Origin of the sequence: Heliorestis convoluta (assembly GCF_009649955.1) — a bacterium.
In the GTDB taxonomy this organism is placed as follows: domain Bacteria; phylum Bacillota; class Desulfitobacteriia; order Heliobacteriales; family Heliobacteriaceae; genus Heliorestis; species Heliorestis convoluta.
Window position 1 is genome coordinate 417,680 of sequence record NZ_CP045875.1, and the last position, 19,391, is coordinate 437,070.

The following is a 19,391-nucleotide window of genomic DNA, read 5'->3' on the forward strand; positions in this document are numbered from 1 at the left end:
TTGATGTTCCACTTGTCTGCTTTCAGGCCTCATCACCTGTCTTTTACTGAATGTCCTTCTTGTTGTCGATGGCTTCTCGATCGATTTGAGCTCTAAATTCAAATTGGGTCATAGCACCCGTACTTTGATTCGAGAATTGGACTTGTGCCTTTTCGATTCCGGGAATCTCCTGTAAGATTTCTAACCACTGAGCCACTCCCTGATGATCGAGAGCCACCCCTCGCAAAGTAAGTTCATTGCCTCGTATAGAAATATTTTCTAGGGAGATATCTAAAGGCGATTGCAACCCTATTTGTAAGAGCAGTTCCGACCACTTTGTTGGCGTGCCTACTGCTTTTGTAACAACTTCATCAAAGCTTTTAACTTGTTCTAACCTTTCTTCGTACTGCCTAAATTGCGCCAATTGCTCTTCTAGCGTCAAATGCTTCTGCCGTAAGAATTCAACTTCTGAATTGGCAGCTGCCGTTGCGCCAAGCAAGGCCGTATAGAAAAAAAACATCAACACCAAAGTCATGACGACGCCAATAAATATTTGGCGTTGTTTTCTTTTCTCGGCCCGCTTTGTTTTTAGCTCCTGCGGTAGAAGATTAATTCGAATGTCCATGTCTTAGTCCTCCAAACCCCGCAGAGCCAGCCCAATGGCAGTGGAGAATTCAGCGCCTTCTCGCTCTAGGTCTAGGCCTTGCACTTGCACATTGCCCGTTAGCTTCTGCAAGGGATCTACTAGGGACAAGGGGGCGTCAAGTTCCCTTTTTAATGCTTCTACCAAACCAGGAAAGGTTGCGCCTAGACCACCAAGGACAATCTGATTGACATTGGTTAGTTCATTTTGTGTCATGTAGTAGCCCAGGGTAGAGCGCATCTGATTGGCCAAAGTGGTAGCCCATTCTTGCAAAGGATCGGTTACCTGGAAGGCTTCTTCACCAGGCCACTGGATTGTGGTAGTAGCAATCTGTTGCTCTCCTACGCTTTGCCTTGCTGAACTGGAAGATGGCGACAATAAGCCTTGCCATTGACTTTCTATTGGTTGAGGCTTTGGCTGTCCAAGGACTTGTGCAAGTCTGCCATCTATGTTGAGATCCAATAGATTTTGCGATAGGGGTCTGGCAAAGCGAGGAATGCCATCTACGAGTAAAAGAAAGGTTGTCAGCCCTGGTGCTAAATCGATAAGCAAAGTCGTACCCTTGCGCTGCGATTCCGTCAGAACACGCATGAGAGCAAAAGGCGAAGAATCGATAATGATTGGTTCTAAGTTCGCCTGCTGTAGAGCAGCCAAAGGTTTTTCTAGACCTTCTTTGCGAGCGCCGATTAACAAAAGCTCCCATTCATCACCTTTATCGCCTCTTCGCTCCCCGATCACAACATGTTCAAGAATCATTTGAGACGGCGGAATAGGAAAAAATTCATCGGCTTGAAAGCGCACAGCCTGGGCTAACTTTTTTTCCGGGACTGCTTTAGGCAGTGTGCCAAGGCGCAGTAGAATCGACTTGTTGAAAAGGCCTATTACAACTTCTCTTCGTCGAAAGCCCGCTTTGTCCCAGAGCTTCTGTAGGGCGTCGGCAACAGCTTCAGGATCTTCGATACTACCATCTCGCACCGCCTCTGCTGGAATGCTTTGTCGGCCGGCTGCTACTATCGTCGGTGCTGTGGCTCGGCCTCTCAGCTCTACCGCTCGAATGACGGAACTGTTTATTTCCAAGCCCACTGCACTGGCTGACTGGAACCATTGGAAGAAGGAGGCCACGGTGTAACACTCCCTTTACGATATATAGCGCATAAGATTGTGAAGGGTTCGCTTCAGCAACCGTGAAACTTGTCGTTGGGTAATGCCTAGAATTTCAGCTGCTTTCACTTGTGTCATATCTTGATAAAAAAGAAGATGGATAAGCTTTTGCTGCTCCTTGTTAAGCCGAGCAATGGCTTGGCGAAGGAGAATCTTATCTTCAATCGGTAGACGAAAGGATTCGTAGCGCTGATTGCGAAACCGTGATAAGTCAAGTTCCTCAAGAGAAACCCAACCAGCCCGCATGGCTTCGGCAACGCCCCTTTCTTGTACATTCAGTTCTTCTGCGATTTCTTGAAGAGAAGGTACATCCTCTCCCTTTTTCAACCGTTCTTCGATCGTCTGGTTTACTTGTTTTTGCAATTGAACAATCCAGACAGGCCGACAAAAAGCTGCTTCTTTGCGAACAAAGTGACGAATCTCACCCATGATGCAGTGGCTTGCATAGGTGGTAAAGCGAGTACCATAAGCGGGATCATACTGGGAAATCGCTTTGAGCAATCCTTCATAACCACACTGCACGGCATCTTCCTGAGACTGATCCGGTGCATAGAGCCGAGCAAAGTAACGAATGAGCGCTTTGCCTGCTTTCATCACTTCTTCTAAGTCTTGCTCTGAGCCACTTTGACGGTATCGTTCCACAGTCCGATCTAAGGCATCCGGCTGCAGCGTCTCTTCTCTCTGCTCTTTCGCTATATGGGCTTCCATGGGCTTACCCCCCTAGACCAGAGGTGACGACAGAGAAAATGGGCATATAAACAGCCGTAATGATAACTGCAATAATAGAACCTACAAAAATCAGTAGGACTGGTTCAAGCAAGGATGTTAATCCTTTGGTCATCGTGGCCACTTCATCTTCATAAAAGTCAGCAGCGCGGTCTAATAGCTCGCTAATTTGACCTGATTCCTCCCCTACAGCAACCATGTCGATCATCATAGGCGGAAAAAAGTCATGTTTTGATAAGAGAGGCGCTATGCCGAGGCCTCGTTGAATGCCAACGGTTGCTTCTTTAACAATATTTGCAACCTGCGCGCTACCACTTGCAGGGCCTGCTGCTTCTAATGCCTGAATCACAGGAATGCCACCTGTTAACAACGTAGACAAGGTTCGACAGAAGCGAGCGACCGTCGCTTTCTTGAGCAAATCACCGATAACAGGTATCTTAAATTTTATGCTTTCCCAAAGCACTTTGCCTGCTCGGCTGCGAACAAAAAGGCGAAAGAGAAGAAAAAGTACAAGCGGTGTGAGCAAGCCAAGGTACCAGTAACTATGTAATAATTTGCTCATGGTAATAATCAATTCTGTCAATACCGGCAGTTCCATGCCCGGTGGAAAAAAATCCATAAAGACTGGAACGATAAACCAGAGAACAGCCACGATGATAAGAATGGAAAAAGAGATTAGCGTAGCAGGAAAAAATGTAGCCGTCTTGATATTATCGAGAATGCTTTTTTCTCGCTCCAGTTGCTGGGCTAGGCGCTTTAAGATTTCGTCCATAGCACCACCTAATTCGGCCGCTTTGATCATGTCCACATACATAGGGGAGAACATTTTGGGATAGGCCTGCAAAGATTCTGAAAAACTGGTGCCAGCTTCGACGTTACGAGCAATTTGCTCTACATTTTTTTTGATCTGCTTGTTGTTAGCCTGGGCAGAAAGGGTGAACAAGGCTCGCGTCAAAGGAATACCTGCTGATAGCACGGCGCCAAGCTGGCGCGTGAAGATGAGGACGTCGCCGATTTTTACATTTTCTTCAAGTTGTAGTGCTGTTAAAGGCGATGACCGTGCTTCTTTGATGTCAATGATCAGAAGTCCCATGGTACGCAGTCGGGCAATGACGGTTTGCTGGTTATCGGCATCCATCTTGCCTTGGACGAACTCGCCTTCTTGGTCCAGCACCTGGTAGTTATATTGCGGCATGGGCTCTCCTCCCTAAAAGAGCGTGTAGCTTTTGCGGATGGCCCGTTCTAATTCTGTTTTGTCAACGCAATACTCAAGGGCTGTCTCGCGCGTAATCAAGCCAGCGCTGACATGTTCGGCTAACGATTGATCCATCGTCTGCATGCCCATGTTGCGAGATGTTTGCATTGTTGTGTAGAGCTGGTGCTGTTTGCCTTCACGAATAAGATTGCGCACTGCAGGTGTACTAATAAGAATTTCAACAGCGGCAACACGGCCTTTGCCATCGGCGCGAGGTAGCAGTTGTTGCGCTACAACAGCTTGAAGGGAGTCTGCAAGTTGTTGGGCAATCTGGTTGCGCATATCACTGGGGTAAATATCAATAATCCGTTGCACAGCCAAAGCAGCCGTCTGGGTATGTAAAGTGGAAAAAACTAGATGTCCTGTCTCAGCAGCTGATATGGCGATAGAAGTGCTTTCAAGATCCCGCATCTCTCCCACTAAGATAACGTCCGGATCATGGCGCAGAACGTGACGCAAAGCGTTGGCAAAAGAGTGGGTGTCGCTGCCGACTTCTCGTTGCTTGATCATGGACTTTTTGTGACTGTGTAGATATTCAATCGGGTTTTCCACAGTGACAACATTGAGACTTGTCTGTTCGTTAATTAAGTCTATGACAGAAGCGAGTGTCGTTGATTTGCCACTTCCTGTAGGACCTGTTACGAGTACGAGTCCTCGGGGCAAGTCGGCAAAGGTTTTAATCACCGATGGCAGGTTCAAGTCTTCTAGCTTGGGAATCTTAATGGCAACAGCTCGAAAATTCACCGATAAGGTGCCCCGCTGCCACATGATATTGCCTCGAAAACGACTGACGCTCGGTACGGAATAGGAAAGGTCTAGTTCCCATTCTTTTTCGAGCTTTTCTTGTTGCTCTTTGTCCAAAATCGGGTAGATCAGCTTTTCAATATCTTGCGGCATGAGCCGAGGATATTGTTCTAAAAAGATCAACTGCCCGTGGATACGAACAACCGGTGGCAATCCAACGGTAAGGTGTACGTCTGAACCATCTCGTCGAACCATGTCCGTTAAAATGCTATGCAAGTCAATCTTTTTGGATTCTGTCATAATCTATGCACTTCCTTATGGGTCATCGCCTATTCAGGGAATAACAAGCTTCTTATCGTACCTATACCGTACTCTTACTGGAACCCTTACAATACGATACGAAGAATTTCTTCTAATGAAGTAAGTCCTTGCCGAACCTTATGCAATCCATCTTGTCGCAAGGTTATCATACCTTCTCGGACAGCTTGCGCTCGAATTTCCTGGGCTGAGGTTTTTTCTAGGATGAGAGGGCGCAGGGATTCGCTAATACGAAGGAGTTCATAGATACCAATTCGGCCACGGTAGCCTGTATTGGCACAGTAAGAGCACTTGCCCGGTTTGTAGAGGCGAAGGCTTTTCTCTCCTGGTAGCAACGGGAATCCTTCAATTTGTTCTAATTCTTCTGCTTTTGCTTCATAGGGGATGCGACACTGCAAGCACAGTCGGCGAGCTAGCCGTTGAGCCAATGCACAAGCAAGAGAGGAAGCAATCAGAAAAGGTTCTACTTCCATTTCAATCAAACGACTGATCGATCCGGATGCATCGTTGGTATGTAAGGTAGAAAAAACAAGGTGACCGGTGATGGACGATTCAATGGCAATTCGTGCGGTTTCTTTGTCTCGAATCTCACCCACCATAATCACATCAGGATCGTTACGTAAGATAGAGCGCAATCCTGAGGCAAAGTTGAGGCCAGCGCGGCTGTTGAGTTGGATCTGGCTCATGCCATCCAATCGATACTCAATGGGATCTTCGATGGTGATGATGTTTTTCTCTACTTTGTCTAGTTCTGAAAGACTGGCATAGAGTGTCGTTGATTTACCACTGCCTGTGGGACCAGTAACAAGGATAAAGCCATAGGGTAGTGTAATGACCTGGCGAAATTGTTCGAGCACCATAGGTGCTACTCCGAGATCTTGAAGGGTAAGCATTGTCCCTGTGCGGTCTAGAAGGCGCATGGTGACACGTTCGCCAAAGCTAACAGGAAGAGAAGCGATACGTATATCAATCGGCCGCTCGTCGATCTTTAAGGTAATGCGGCCATCTTGGGGAATATGCTTGTTGGCAATATCCATACCCGCCATAACTTTAATTCTTGAGACAAGGCCGGCGTGGAGCCGACGAGGTGGTTCCATAATATCATGCAAAACACCGTCGATACGAAAGCGAATGCGCAAGCTATTCTCATAGGGCTCAATGTGAATATCACTGGCTTTGGCACTAACAGCCTGAGAGAGGATCAAGTTGGCCAGTTGAACGGCTGCACGATTGCTTGTATCTTCTCCAGGTCCCATGATGGCTTCGTTAGACGGGTTGCTATCATCAGCAAAGTCGATGCCTGTACGGCCGTATTTTTCAATGGCTGCTTGGAGCTCACTATCTAAGCAAGCCACTGGTTTGATATCGTAGCCAGTGAGGACACGAAGATCGTCAATGATCATCAAGTCCGTTGGATTTTTCATGGCTACGACAAGCTTGTTATGCTCAATTGCAATGGGCAAAGCTTGATAGCGCTTGGCTGCATCGGCTGAAATCGTTGCCATCGCTGTCATATCGTAGCTGATCTTATTAAGAGGAACGTATTCTACATTGGATCGTGCAGCCATGGCGCGAGCAATATCTTCTTCGGAACAAAAGCCCATTTCTACAAGGGCTTCTCCCAAAAGTCCTCGGCCGCTTTTGTTCTGTTGCTCTAAAGCAATATCCAGCTGTTCTTGTGTAATAATGCCATTGTTGATCAGCCATATCCCAATGGGAAAGTTTTTCGCTTTGTCTATTCTCATAATCCTACGCACTCCGTACGTTCTTTTTGTCTTTAGGATCGATAAAAAAAGGGACTTTCCACCCACCTATTGGATCCCTTCTTTTACTATACTTTATCTGTAGTTCTACTCTTATTGTAACGCTCCTGACAGTAGGACTCTATGGGACTAAGGTACTAGATCGATAGGTCTATTGACAAACAATTTGGCTTTTAAGCAGGCCTATCCGTAGCTTAGCTGGCGGTAACAGCGTGGGGCCGTCCAGGAGCGGAGGAAGCTACATCCATTGCTGATACAAGAGAAACTGTTGATGCCGCCCTTTCTTCTAGGTTCTGTCCAGGAGCGGAGGAAGCTACATCCATTGCTGATACCACGTCAAAATTGAGTTGCCCCAGAACAGTACGATAAGTGCTGCTATGGCCAGATAGGGGCCAAAAGGAATGGCTTCTTTCATCGTTTTGCCTTGATAGAGGATTATAGCTAGACCTGCTATCGCACCGAGGAAGAATGAGAAAAAAAGAACAAGGAGGATTTGGGGCCAGCCAAGAAAAAGACCTAGAATGCCTGCCAGTTTGATATCGCCTCCACCCATGCCGCCTTTTGATACAATTGCTATAAGCAATAGAAGGCCTCCACCGACGAGCAATCCAATGAAGCCCGATAGTAGTTTTTCTAGAGATTGAAAAGCTGTTAGGGGGATTCCTATAATCAGGGCTGTCAGCATGAGCTGATCAGGAATGATCATGTGATCGATGTCGATAAAGACAACAGCCAGTAAAAGGGAAAATAAAAATGCTGCTGCAAATCCTTCCAAGGTAAGGCCAAAAGTTCCATAGATGACGAGATAGGCCAAGCCATTTGTTCCTTCTACAAAGGGATAGCGAAGAGAGAAGGGTTCTTGACAATAGCGACAGCGCCCTCGGAGGCTTATGTAGCTGATCAGGGGAATTAGATCTTTCCACTTTAAAAAGGTCTCACAGGCACCGCAAGCCGAAGGTGGCATAATAACAGATTTCTCTTGAGGCATGCGATAGATGACTACATTAAGAAAGCTGCCAATGGCGGTGCCTAGGACAAAAACAAGGAGATAGAAAAGCCCAGTGAACTCATTCATCATAACTTTCGATCCTTTTAGATGTCTTTGCTAGGGGTTTACAGATAGTTCTTCGATTACTTCAAGAGCTATTGTAAGGTCCCTATCTTTATGAATCTGGCAGGCGCCAATGCTTTGAGGAATAATAAATATGACTTTGCCTGATTTTACTTTTTTGTCTAGCGAAAAAGCTTTTTCCCAATTTTCGCGAGAGAAGTTGGGGAATTGGGTGGGCAAATTGGCTGCGTACAGTAGTTTGATGAGGCGCTCTCTTACTTGCGAGGAGAGGTTGTTCTTCTTTTCGGCGAGGCGGCAGGCTGCAACAAGGCCGATGGCAACCGCTTCGCCATGGCGGTAGACCTGATAGTGGGTGAGCGTTTCAATGGCATGGCCGAAGGTGTGGCCTAAATTCAATAGGGCACGTTGCCCTTTTTCTTCTTCATCTGCTGAAACGACCGCTGCTTTGATGCGACAGCAAGCTGCAATGGTGTGGCGTAGGGCGTCTGGTTCTAATTGAAGAATGGCCTGGCTGTTTTTTTCTAGATAACCAAAAAGTTCGCTATCTCCTAGCAGGGCTGTCTTAATGATTTCGGCATAACCGGCACTAATTTCTCGTGACGGCAAGGTTTGTAAAGTCTCGCTATCAATCAAAACTGCTTGCGGCTGATAGAAAGCGCCAATAAGGTTTTTGCCTTTCCGATGATTGACGGCGACTTTGCCACCTACGCTAGAGTCAACCTGGGCAAGAAGGGTTGTGGGAATCTGGATAAAAGGAATGCCCCGCATATAGGTGGCAGCGAGCAGTCCAGCAATGTCACCGACGATACCACCACCAAGGGCGACAATGAGAGAGGAACGTTCTAGGTTTTTCTCTACAGCCGCATCGTAAAGGGTACTTAATGTATCAATTGTTTTATGTTCTTCACCATCCGGAATGGTGACGACGTCGACCGTTGCAGCAACTTTTTCTAAACTTTGTTGTAGTTTTTGCCCTTGTAGATCGTAGACCTGCTCGTTGGTTACGATGAGGATTCTTTTGCCTTCGATGCGTGGTCCTAGTATTTCGTGGGCATGAGAAAGGATCTGGTGGCCGATGTAGATGGGATAGCTACGATCCCCTAGCTGAACTTGCACTTCTGCTGTGACAGATTGTTGTTCTTCTTTTGGTGATGCTGCTTTTGTTGCGGGGATTTGCTCTTTGTCAACCATTATAATCCTCCCCTACGCTTCTCTTGATAGTTCGATTGCTTTTCTGCCTACTAAGGGCCTGAACCATGTTTCGCCTTGTTCTTTTTCTCTTGCTTGCAAAATTTTTTCTATTTCTTCAACCACTTGGAGAAGTGTTTTTTCGCTCGTGTCAATCCTGTAATCAGCACATTGGTAGTAAGGTTCCCGCCCCGCCATTAGTTCGGCAATAACTTCTGCGTTCATTTCTTTTTTGATTAAAGGACGATGGCTCCGTCGACTTACTCGTTCCCAGATTACTTCCGGCGTCGCTGTGAGTTCGATGAGTAGTCCTGTTGACTGGAGAGTCTCTACGTTCTCAGGGCGTAGTACAATACCGCCACCGGTAGAGATGATCTTTTGCTGGAGTGTTGATACTTTATGAGCCACAATCGATTCTTCCGATCGAAAGCGTTGTTCTCCGTGGTTGTCGAAAATTTGACTGATCGTTAGGCCTGTTACTTTTTCGACTTCTCGGTCTGTGTCGATATATTCAAAAGAAATTTTGTGTGCTAGGATTTTGCCAACTGTTGATTTTCCTGTACCCATGAAGCCAATGAGGACGATGTTGCGCTTCAATGCCTCTCTCCCCTTCAAAAGTTCTTGGCCTGGCAGTGCATTTGCTGAACTCGTTCTAGAATCTGTTCAAGTCGATCACCGCCTGTACTTTTAAGGAGGGCCTGGGCTAGCACGATAGCGAGTTGGGCTTCGGCCACGATGGCGGCAGCTGGTACAGCACAAGTGTCAGAGCGTTCTACAGAAGCTTTAACGGGTTGCCCATTGGTGATATCGACAGTATCAAGCGGTTGGTACAGGGTAGGAATTGGCTTCATGGCAATGCGTACAATAAGTGGTTCACCATTGCTGATACCACCTTCGATGCCGCCTGCGCGGTTACTGCGGCGGTAATAACCTTTTTCTTCGTGGTAATAAATGGGGTCATGAATTGCAGAGCCAGGTAAGCGAGCGCTTTCAAAGCCTGCACCGATTTCCACAGCTTTGATGGCTTGGATGGACATCATGGCACCAGCAATCTCACTGTCAAGGCGACGGTTGTCGTGAACGTGACTACCGAGGCCAACGGGAAGACCTACGGCAGCGATTTCTATAATACCTCCAAGGCTATCACCTTGTGCTTTGGCTTGATCGATGATGGCGATCATACTTTTTTCGGCTTCTTTGTCACTACAATGAACAGGCGAAGCATCAGCCTGGACCTGTAGGTCTTCCCACTGTATTTTTCCAGCCGTCGCTTGATTGTAAAGATCTTGTTCCGTCGTGGAAGCAACGCCTCCGATAGAGAGGACGTGCGAATAGATGTGGATACCTGCTTCTGCTAGAAGTCTACGTGCAACGGCACCTGCAGCGACCCGTGCTGCTGTTTCGCGGGCACTTGAGCGCTCAAGAATGTTGCGCATGTCGCGATGGCCGTACTTAATAGCTCCAGGGAGGTCGGCGTGACCTGGTCTAGGACAAGTTACTTGCCTTTCTTCCACTTTAGCATCTTCTTGTGGTGACATGATTTCCTGCCAATTCGTCCAGTCACGATTCTGAATTTGCAAGCTTATGGGGCTACCAAGGCTTTTGCCACCGCGGATGCCGGCAAGGATGGTGGCCTGATCTTTTTCGATGGCCATGCGTCCACCGCGACCATAGCCTTTCTGGCGGCGAGCGAGCTGTTCGTTAATTTGTTGGGCTGTAATCGGCAGTCCTGCGACGATGCCTTCTATAATAACAGTCAAGGCAGGTCCATGAGATTCACCAGCTGTGAGATAGCGGAGAGTTGTCATGTTATTCACTCTTTCTTATCAGTTGCTTTATCCTTTAAACTTTGCTTTTCTTGCTTCTTCAATCTCTTCTATAACTTCTATAACTTCTTTCATCATATCCAATTACATATTAAGGTAAAAGTTCAACATAAAGCGACTGTTTCCTGCTTTTATCGCTGTTCTTTCTCGCAGCTTTTGTGCTTTTCATCAAGTGGTTGTGCCCGGCCGAGCATGAGGAGTTAGCATTTTTGCTCTATATGCTTCTAGCGCCTGGGCCATGATTGTTACGGGAGCTGGAACATCCGTCCACTGTTCAAAAGCAACAGCACCCTGGTAAAGAAGCATGGGGAGGCCGTTTTGCCTTTTTTGTCCTCTTTTTTTCGCTTCTTGTAAGAGCTCCGTTTCTATAGGATTGTAGACGAGGTCGGCTACATAAAGACCTCTTTTCTCAGGGAGCCAGAGTCGCGGCGGGAAAGGGTATGCCGTAGCCTTCCCTTCTTTCACCATGCCCAGTGATGTGCCGTTGATAAGCAAATCTGTTTCATTGAGGTCTTTCTGTAAAACTTCCGGTTCAAAAGGACGATAAGAGAGTGCTGGCTTGTTGTTCATAGTCGCGCTATAGGTTTCTAGGTTCTTAAGCAATTCTTCTGCTTTTTGAAAAGAGCGGTTGACAATGGTAAGAGTTTTGATTCCTTCTTGTATAAGAGCTAGAGCTACGGCTCGAGCTGCTCCCCCAGCGCCGAGGATTAGAGCCTTTTTTCCTTGGGGGTCGAAGTTGTCTTCTCGCAAGCCTCGGATAAAGCCAATAGCGTCGGTGTTGTAACCTTTGGTCCTTCCTTCACGAATGGTAATACTGTTGACGGCCCCAATGGCAGCAGCGAGAGGATCTACTTCATCCAGCATGGGCAGGATTTTTTCTTTGTGAGGCACCGTAATATTAAGCCCTCGATAGTGTAAAGCAATAAGACCCTGTAAGGCTTCGTGAAGGTTTTGGGGTTTGACAGCATGGGCAGCATAGCGCCAGTTCATCTGAAGATGATCGAAGGCTGCATTGTGCATGGCCGGAGAAAAGGTATGGGCGACAGGATCACCTAATAGGGCGATCCAATTGGTTTGACCGTTAATCATATTAAGTGGCTCCTTTGTTTTGCAGTTTCAGTCCAAGAAGGATGATTCTCTACAGGGGTATAGCTACTTTTTTACCCGGGTAGAATAGGTTTGAGTTTTTTGGGGTCCCCTGCTGTACATGCAGGGTAATTAGAAGGAGGCTGTTGCCAGATGGGAAAGGACTTGCCTTACGCAAACCTTACGTCCGAACAAATGGGCTTTCTTGCTCAAGCGGAGCAAGAGTTGAACGCGAAGCTAGGCGGTAAGGAAGAAATTATTATTTTGGCTTATAAGAACGAAAAGTAAGTATTTGCTTCATTCTTTTTTTCGAAAAAGATGGAGGGTCACCTTGCGGCGGACCCTCCATCTTTTCTGCTTTTTGTTGTTCTTTTTTGCCATTTTAAGGGTCTTCGCTGACGTAATACCAGTTTTTCTATGGTTCGCACAAGGCGTGTTCCTACAAATTCGCGGCGGCTAATCGGGTTAACCAATATGGTGTGTAAGCCCATTCTGTTGCCGCCGAGTACGTCCGTAAAGATCTGATCTCCTATGACGGCTGTTTCTTGGGCTGATGTACCTAACAACTTCATAGCTTGTTGGAAGCCACGACGTCGGGGCTTTCGTGCTCTAGAAATATAGGGAATCTGACAGCTTTCAGCGAATTGCTGCACTCTTCGCTCACCATTGTTCGATAATATGCAGACTTTGATGCCTTCTTTTTCTAGCTTATGAAGCCATTGCCCAATTGTTGGGCAGAGGTCATACTTATTCCATTCTGTTAGGGTGTTGTCAAGGTCAATGATGACACCTTTTACGCCTTTGTCTGCTAATGCCGCGATGTCTACATCTGGTACGGTATCGACTTGTTGGGTCGGTCGCAGAAGCTTCACAGCACCCCTCCTGTTCGACAACTTCTTTCTTATTATCTGAAATCCTTACGCTTGTGATACCTGAGATTTTTATGATACCGACTCTGTTCCCTAGCCTGACTTCTTATTGACTTTTTAGGATCGACTGCCTGGCTTAATAGCAGGCGTTCCTTCCTGGCATAAGGGGCACTCTGCAGGATCCCAAGAGATAACTTCCATGGCAAGGGCGGAGCAGAAAGGTACACCAAAATCAGCTTGGCCATTGGAGCGTTCGATCAGAGAGGCCACAGCAATGACTTCGCCGCCGGCTTCTTTGACAACGTCCATAACTTCACGGACCGATCCACCGGTCGTAACGACGTCCTCACAGACGAGGACTTTTTGACCTTTGGCGATCTGAAAGCTACGGCGCAACTTCATAGTTCCATTTTCTCTTTCAGCGAAAATGGCTCGAAGACCGAGCGCTTGTCCAACAGCATAGGCGACAATAATGCCACCCATAGCAGGGCCAATGACAAGATCGACTGTGCCTTTACCAACCGTTGCTTCCACTTTATCAGCCAGATAGCTGGCCAGCTTCTCTGTCTGATCGGGATATTGAAGAACTTGGGCACATTGAACATAGCGGTTGCTGTGCCTTCCTGAGGTGAGTCGGAAGTGTCCTTCTAGAAGGGCTTCACTGTCGCGGAAGATTTGGAGAATCTGTTCCTGATTCATATATCTTTGTCTCCTTGTCTATTGATGCGTTTTTCGTTGCGCCATTCCTTTTTCCATTTCTTCAATGATTCTGAGAGCTGCCTGGGCTGGATCAGCTGCTTTGGTAATGGGACGTCCGACGACAAGATAGTCGGCACCAGCAGCCATGGCTTCTTGTGGCGTCATGGTGCGGGCTTGATCGTTGGCATCGGCCCATTGGGGTCGTACGCCAGGTGTTACAATTATGAAGTCTTTGCCGCAGTGCTCTCGAAGAAGATGAATCTCTTGGGGAGAGGCAACAATACCACCGACACCTGCTTCTTCTGCCAAGCGAGCGAGACGCAAAACGTTCTGTTCGACCGAGCCTGCCATGCCGACTTCTTCGTTCAGTGTTTGTTGATTCATGGATGTTAAGATGGTGACAGCCAGAACAAGCGGTTTTTGCCTTGCTGTGAGGTCTGCTTTTTTCGCTGCTTCTTCGGCCGCTTGCGCCATCATGGCTTTTCCACCACTGGCGTGTAGGGTGAACATGGAGACGCCTTTGCTAGTAACAACCGATGAGGCTTTGGCCACAGTGTTGGGAATGTCATGAAATTTGAGATCTAAAAAGACAGGGTAGCCAAGAGCAATGATTTCTTCTGTAATGGCAAAACCAACGCTATTGTGTAATTGCATGCCTACTTTGAAGGTTCCGCAATTGTTCCCTAGAGCTTTGACGATGGTCAGCGCTTCTTCGCGGCTATCTACGTCAAGAGCGACGATAAGTCTATCTTTTGCGAGTAGCACAATTGTTGTCCTCCTTGGTTACGTTGCCTCTTTGTTCTATTCTAACCAATATTCTTTCGCTTTGGGTACTTTATTTTCCTTTTTTCCAAGATGGTTATTTAGTTATATTGGGTGATAGTTCCGGTAGAAAAAAATAAAGCCTGGCGGTTCATGCTTGTGCATGATCGCAGGCCATGGTTTCTTCGAGGGTTAGATTTACTTGAGGACTTTAGGGGCTTTTTCAAGCCTAGGGATTTCACAAAGGGAAGGGGCTTGGTTTTTTAGCGGGGAAAAGTGCGGACGCCGTTAAAGGGGTATTCATAGGCAATTTCTTCATCAAAAGTAATGTAGTCCACATTAAGCATGAGAAGCAGATAGCGTTTGCCTGTTTTGGGGTCACTGATAATGATATGGTCTCGGCCCGCCGCTTCAATGCAGCCGCGGAAGATTTTGGCGTTCCAGCGCATGTTGTTTTCATAGGTGGCATAAATGGTGGCAAGCTTGCCTCGGTTGAGGCGCAAAATGTTTTCAATGTATGATTCTTCGATCGGAAGCGTTCCTGGTGCACCGGGGACAGCGGGTATGCCTGGTGGTGTCGCTATCGGTAGCTCTGGTGTTCCTGGAATGATAGCACCACTCGGTGGTGTTAGGGGGCGGGGATAGAATCGCCAGCCACCTGCCGGTCTTCTCCAACCAGGTGGAACGGGAGCAACATCGTCCATGTTATCCCAGTTATTGTCCCAGTCATTATTGTTCCAGTTGTTATCGGGATTCATATAGTTGGGATCATGATGTGGTCTTCTGTAAGGATCATAGATTGGGTCGTGGCATGGATCGCTGCAGTAGGGATCTCTTGCGGGAGGTATAGGGCTAATATCTCGGCAAGGGTCGGGCTCGCATGCTGGTGGGGTTGGTCTTACTTCTGGCTTACGAGGTTTGCAGGGATCGCGATAATCACAGCGACTATCGCATCCTGCAGACTTCACTTCTTCATCAAAAATGTCTTGACTCATAAGGACACTCCTTCTCTATCCACCTCGGAATACTTCTGGACAGTTTGCGGGAAGGGGTTGGAAAAAACAATGTGCTTTGTAGCGCCCTGTGTTCGGCTGGTTATACCAGGTTGCGGGGCAAGGACCGTAAGGTCTGAAAAACCAGAGGGCGTTACTAGCAGGGTGAAATCGCTCCCCCCGAATAAGTCGTTCAGCCAGTCTTTTGTCTTTTTCTCGAGCTCGCTGGTAAAAGTATGGTTTTTGTACAGCTTCAAAGCCACCTGGGGACTGGAAAACCATTTCTCGTACAGAACGTATGTGAGGAAAGTCTAGGCAGTCTACGATGACGCGGTTTACGCAAACGTTGCCTGCCATGAGCATTCCTAGTTCGCCTTCGCCTTCAGCCTCCGCTCGAATGAGTCTAGCCAGTAATTCGATGTCGCTGCTGTCTGCTCTGATGACGGCCATGAATATATCACCCCTTCTCTTCCCCATGATTCGTTCACATTATATTCCACGGTCTTTGATCGGTGATGCAGAAGCCGGTGGTAATGTTTGGCTTTTTTGGGTGAAAAGCAAAAAACCCTTGAGAAGACCTATTCCTTCTCAAGGGTTTTTAAAACGAAAATAGCTACCCTGTGGTGGGGTCAGGCGTTATGATTTCCTTCCGAAGGTCCTACCCACGCCATGAGCGGCAGCAAGCTGCGTGAAAGGCTGAGGTCTGAAGTCCTCTCTCCAGGAAGTCATAACGCCTGACCCAGGTACATTTTGCTGGTTGTGACTGAGTTTTGGCCTATTGCATTGCAAATACAATAGGTAGTTGCGGATAGAAGAAAGTTTCGCCAAGCTATTCCAACGGAAGTAACAATCAGCAAAAACCTTCTGGGTCAGGGCATCACGCTTTCCGCAGCGGGACTTGGGACCTCAGCTGTCGCCAGCTTGCTGGCGGTAACAGCGTGGGACCAGTCCAGAGCGGAGGAAAGCGTGATGACCTGGCCCCTCTATGAAGTAACCCCAACGTAATCAGGAAAAGCTGATTTTCATCGTTGGTTGTGCTCAGCCGGGCATAAAGGAGTTAGCATGTAAGGTTTCTAAAATGGAAAGGAACTGTGTTTTATGAATGTTTTTTTCCAAAACTTTTTCTTCTAGGAAGGATTTTATGGTTTGATGTGGAAATAGCTTGATTGAAATCTTCTGAATATTTGAAATTGAGAGACTAAGGAGGCGTAGCGACTATGTCATTGCAAAAAAATGGTTTCGTGCAAGAAGAGCGTCTGCCACAAGGGATGGATTCTGTAAAAGAAATGGATTCACAATCCTTTAATTTTTCCCGTGATATCTTAGACCAATGGGCGCAAGATCGTAACAAGCTGGCCATGCTCTGGGTTGATGACGAAGGTCGCGAAGTGCCTAAAACATTTTGGGAGATTGCAGAAGAGTCAAAGAAGCTTTGTAATGTTTTGCAAAACCAAGGTGTGGGTAGAAACGATGTGGTCATTGTGATACTGCCACGCTTTATAGAGTGGTGGATCGTTCACAGTGCCTGCTTGCGCATGGGGGCAATTATTAGTCCGGGAACAGGTCAGTTAACGCCAAAAGATATTTTGTTTCGTTTACAAGCATCGGAAGCTACTTGTGTTATTACCGATGCTTCGGTGGCACCGAAAGTCGATGCTGCCCTAGAAGAGTACAAAGCTCTACAGTGCAAAATTCTTGTCAGTGAGCCAGGTCAACAATTTTCTGATTATTCCGCCATTAATTCCACTTGGATTGATTATCATTCTGCCGTCGCGGCGGCTTCTGCCGACTTTGAAGCGGTAGATACACAAAAAGATGATAATGCATTGCTATACTTTACATCGGGAACAACGGGATACCCGAAAATGACGGTCCATACCCATGCCAGCTATCCTCTCGGTCATGAAGTAACAGGCAAGCACTGGCTCGATCTTACGGAGAAAGATTTGCATTGGAATCTAAGTGATTCTGGTTGGGCGAAAGCAGCTTGGAGTAGCTTTTTCGGCCCTTGGATTTGTGGCGCAACCGTTTTTGTCCATCATAGCAATCGTTTTCATCCGCAAAAAACGCTTTCTTTGCTAGAAAAGTATCCGATTACAACGTTCTGTGGCGCGCCGACGATTTATCGCATGTTGGTGCTAGAGGACTTATCAAAGTATCGCTTTCAAGCTTTGCGCCACTGCGTAAGTGCTGGCGAACCCCTTAATCCGGAAGTTATTGATTATTGGAAAAAGCATACAGACCTTACGATTCGCGATGGCTATGGCCAGACGGAAACGGTTCTTTTGGTGGGCAATTTTCCTTCTTTTGAGCCTCGCCTTGGTTCAATGGGCAAGCCTTCGCCTTCTTTTGATGTACAAGTTATCGATGATGAAGGCAATATTTTGCCGCCCCACCGGGAAGGCGATATTGCTGTGCGGGTAGTACCAGAAAGGCCTGTTGGTTTGTTCAAGGAGTATTGGAAGGATCCCGAGAAGACCGCTGCTTCTTTTCGCGGGGATTGGTATCTGACAGGAGACCGCGCTTATTACGATGAAGATGGTTATTTCTGGTTCGTAGGACGAGCTGACGATGTGATCTTGTCGGCTGGCTACCGCATTGGACCTTTTGAGGTAGAAAGCGCTTTACTAGAACATGATGCCGTTGTAGAATCGGCTGTCGTCTCAAGCCCCGATCCTTTGCGCGGCGAAGTGGTGAAAGCTTTTGTTGTTCTTAAGTCTGGCTATGATCCAAGTGATGAGCTGGTCAAAGAATTACAAGAGTATGTGAAGGTAACAACGGCGCCTTATAAATATCCTCGGCGCATTGAATTTGTTTCTTCTTTGCCGAAAACGGTTAGCGGAAAGATTCGACGCATTGAGTTGCGCGAGCAAGAGTGGCACAAAAGCAATGAGACTGCCGAAGGCGCCTAAAAAATGAAAAAAAGCTCAATGTATGATTGATAGTATGCTTCTATGGTATCAATCATCGTTGAGCTTTTCTTTTTCTGTTTGCCGATTGCTACTTTCCACAAACTATGTGTTGAGCACTCTTTTTTCCTGTTACTTTAGAGGTAAACCACGCATTTATCTGCAAAGTATGATATATTTAATACGAATATGCTACCTTGTGGTGGGGTCAGGCCTTATTCATTCCTTCCGAACGGACTCATCCCAGGCCATGAGCGGCAGCAAGCTGCCGATGGCTGAGGTCTGAAGTCCTCTCTCCAGGAAGTCATAACGCCTGCCCCAGGTACATCTTAATGATTGTGACTGCGTTTTGGCCTATTGCAAATACAAAAACAATAAGCAGTTGCGTATACATCGCAGAAAGTTGCGCAAAGCAATGTCAATGGAAAGAAACAATCAGCAAAAAGCTCTCTGGGACTGGGCATCACGCTTTCCGCAGCGGGACTTGGGACCTCAGCTGTCGCCAGCTTGCTGGCGGTAACAGCGTGGGACCAGTCCAGAGCGGAGGAAAGCGTGATGACCTGGCCCCTGCACAAAGTAACCCCAACGTGATCAGGAAAATTTAATTTTCATCATTGGTTGTGCCCGACGGACTATGAGGAGTTAGTATGCACTGCCTTATTACTTACAAAAGAGGTGTAGGTATGAAAAAAATAATGTCATTTCTATTTTTGCCCTTGTTGTTGCTGATGCTATTGTTTGTAACAGCCTGCGGTTCTAGCCAGGATTCTACAGGGCAAACCGAGTTGCCCCAGTTCGATGTAGCGTCGGTAGAGCAGGCTTTCTCGAGCCGCTCATCAAGTGCTAGCCCTTCTGAAGAGATGGATGGTGACATCAATCAGGCTCTGCAAGATGAGGAAGATAGTAGGGATAAGTCGCTACAGCAACAAAAAGATCAGATAGTTGGCGATTACATATTTGCATTATCACTGGAGCAACAGCTCCATGGCTTGGCGGGCAAGTGGAAATCTCAAGAAGAAGTTTATCAGTTTTACCGCCAGGGCTTTTCCGATACCCTTGCTTTGAATTTGACAGACTATAGTTGGTCCGATAGCATGGGTTTGATCTCTACAGAGCCTTCTATGTTTTTACCGGATAGTGATGTACATATTTTAGAAGTTGATTTGGACCATAATATTGCGTCTGTATGGCATCTCACTTCTTCTTCAGAGCAGCATGTCTGGGGAACTAGCGATTATACCGTTGCTACGTTGCACTATGAAAAGGGTCAGTGGAAGATTTATGACACTGATCATAGGAACCAGTTGCCCAAGCGCTAAAGTCCTAGGATTCGCTTTTCTGAAAATTGTAGGGCTATAAACCAATCGGCACCACTTCTTTTTTAGTCGTGGTGCCGATT

General features: G+C 47.0%; 19 protein-coding genes. 3 read left to right on the forward strand and 16 right to left on the reverse strand.

All coding sequences use genetic code 11. The features are described 5' to 3' along the window. Positions 1 to 43: 43 nt before the first annotated feature. The 11 genes from FTV88_RS01855 to FTV88_RS01905 all read right to left on the reverse strand — a co-directional run bounded on the left by FTV88_RS01855 (position 44) and on the right by FTV88_RS01905 (position 11,764). Positions 44 to 604, reverse strand: a complete 561-nt coding sequence (locus FTV88_RS01855) for a PilN domain-containing protein (protein ID WP_153724134.1) — start codon at positions 602 to 604, stop codon at positions 44 to 46. Between the two features lie 3 nt (positions 605 to 607). Continuing rightward, complete coding sequence (gene pilM / locus FTV88_RS01860; protein ID WP_153724135.1) at positions 608 to 1,744, reverse strand: type IV pilus biogenesis protein PilM; 1,137 nt, start codon at positions 1,742 to 1,744, stop codon at positions 608 to 610. A 15-nt stretch (positions 1,745 to 1,759) separates the two neighbouring features. Continuing rightward, complete coding sequence (locus FTV88_RS01865) at positions 1,760 to 2,491, reverse strand: sigma-70 family RNA polymerase sigma factor (RefSeq protein ID WP_153724136.1); 732 nt, start codon at positions 2,489 to 2,491, stop codon at positions 1,760 to 1,762. A gap of 4 nt (positions 2,492 to 2,495) precedes the next feature. Beyond that, positions 2,496 to 3,704, reverse strand: coding sequence for a type II secretion system F family protein (locus tag FTV88_RS01870; RefSeq protein ID WP_153724137.1), 1,209 nt, complete (start codon positions 3,702 to 3,704; stop codon positions 2,496 to 2,498). 12 nt (positions 3,705 to 3,716) lie between these two features. Next, positions 3,717 to 4,808, reverse strand: coding sequence for a type IV pilus twitching motility protein PilT (locus tag FTV88_RS01875; RefSeq protein WP_153724138.1), 1,092 nt, complete (start codon positions 4,806 to 4,808; stop codon positions 3,717 to 3,719). A gap of 86 nt (positions 4,809 to 4,894) precedes the next feature. Beyond that, positions 4,895 to 6,571 (reverse strand): GspE/PulE family protein, encoded by a 1,677-nt coding sequence (locus tag FTV88_RS01880; protein WP_153724139.1) that lies wholly within the window; start codon positions 6,569 to 6,571, stop codon positions 4,895 to 4,897. A gap of 331 nt (positions 6,572 to 6,902) precedes the next feature. Next, positions 6,903 to 7,667, reverse strand: coding sequence for a prepilin peptidase (locus FTV88_RS01885; protein WP_243137261.1), 765 nt, complete (start codon positions 7,665 to 7,667; stop codon positions 6,903 to 6,905). A 27-nt stretch (positions 7,668 to 7,694) separates the two neighbouring features. Then, positions 7,695 to 8,852 (reverse strand): 3-dehydroquinate synthase, encoded by a 1,158-nt coding sequence (gene aroB / locus FTV88_RS01890; protein ID WP_153724140.1) that lies wholly within the window; start codon positions 8,850 to 8,852, stop codon positions 7,695 to 7,697. 12 nt (positions 8,853 to 8,864) lie between these two features. Beyond that, positions 8,865 to 9,446 (reverse strand): shikimate kinase, encoded by a 582-nt coding sequence (locus FTV88_RS01895; protein WP_153724141.1) that lies wholly within the window; start codon positions 9,444 to 9,446, stop codon positions 8,865 to 8,867. Positions 9,447 to 9,460: 14 nt separating this feature from the next. Continuing rightward, the gene (aroC, locus tag FTV88_RS01900) at positions 9,461 to 10,657 is read right to left on the reverse strand and encodes a chorismate synthase (protein ID WP_153726464.1); all 1,197 of its coding nucleotides are present in this window, start codon (positions 10,655 to 10,657) and stop codon (positions 9,461 to 9,463) included. A 186-nt stretch (positions 10,658 to 10,843) separates the two neighbouring features. Then, the gene (locus FTV88_RS01905; RefSeq protein WP_153724142.1) at positions 10,844 to 11,764 is read right to left on the reverse strand and encodes a shikimate dehydrogenase; all 921 of its coding nucleotides are present in this window, start codon (positions 11,762 to 11,764) and stop codon (positions 10,844 to 10,846) included. A gap of 150 nt (positions 11,765 to 11,914) precedes the next feature. Between FTV88_RS01905 and FTV88_RS15975 the strand changes: the two genes are divergently transcribed. After that, positions 11,915 to 12,049 (forward strand): hypothetical protein, encoded by a 135-nt coding sequence (locus tag FTV88_RS15975; RefSeq protein ID WP_279236936.1) that lies wholly within the window; start codon positions 11,915 to 11,917, stop codon positions 12,047 to 12,049. 38 nt (positions 12,050 to 12,087) lie between these two features. Here the strand turns inward: FTV88_RS15975 and FTV88_RS01910 are convergent, their stop codons facing one another. From FTV88_RS01910 to FTV88_RS01930, 5 genes are all read right to left on the reverse strand, one after another. Then, complete coding sequence (locus FTV88_RS01910; protein ID WP_153724143.1) at positions 12,088 to 12,633, reverse strand: YqeG family HAD IIIA-type phosphatase; 546 nt, start codon at positions 12,631 to 12,633, stop codon at positions 12,088 to 12,090. A gap of 114 nt (positions 12,634 to 12,747) precedes the next feature. Beyond that, complete coding sequence (gene pyrE / locus FTV88_RS01915) at positions 12,748 to 13,329, reverse strand: orotate phosphoribosyltransferase (RefSeq protein WP_153724144.1); 582 nt, start codon at positions 13,327 to 13,329, stop codon at positions 12,748 to 12,750. Positions 13,330 to 13,347: 18 nt separating this feature from the next. Next, a complete protein-coding gene (gene pyrF / locus FTV88_RS01920; protein ID WP_153724145.1) occupies positions 13,348 to 14,094 on the reverse strand; it encodes an orotidine-5'-phosphate decarboxylase in 747 nt (248 codons plus the stop codon). 260 nt (positions 14,095 to 14,354) lie between these two features. Further along, positions 14,355 to 15,086, reverse strand: coding sequence for a spore coat protein GerQ (gene gerQ / locus FTV88_RS15750; protein ID WP_243137264.1), 732 nt, complete (start codon positions 15,084 to 15,086; stop codon positions 14,355 to 14,357). Positions 15,087 to 15,101: 15 nt separating this feature from the next. Next, positions 15,102 to 15,533 (reverse strand): cell wall hydrolase, encoded by a 432-nt coding sequence (locus FTV88_RS01930; protein WP_153724146.1) that lies wholly within the window; start codon positions 15,531 to 15,533, stop codon positions 15,102 to 15,104. A gap of 818 nt (positions 15,534 to 16,351) precedes the next feature. Between FTV88_RS01930 and FTV88_RS01935 the strand changes: the two genes are divergently transcribed. Together FTV88_RS01935 and FTV88_RS01940 are read left to right on the forward strand one after the other, a co-directional pair. After that, the gene (locus tag FTV88_RS01935; protein WP_153726466.1) at positions 16,352 to 17,995 is read left to right on the forward strand and encodes an AMP-binding protein; all 1,644 of its coding nucleotides are present in this window, start codon (positions 16,352 to 16,354) and stop codon (positions 17,993 to 17,995) included. A 680-nt stretch (positions 17,996 to 18,675) separates the two neighbouring features. Further along, positions 18,676 to 19,311 (forward strand): hypothetical protein, encoded by a 636-nt coding sequence (locus tag FTV88_RS01940; protein WP_153724147.1) that lies wholly within the window; start codon positions 18,676 to 18,678, stop codon positions 19,309 to 19,311. The last annotated feature ends 80 nt before the right edge of the window (positions 19,312 to 19,391 follow it).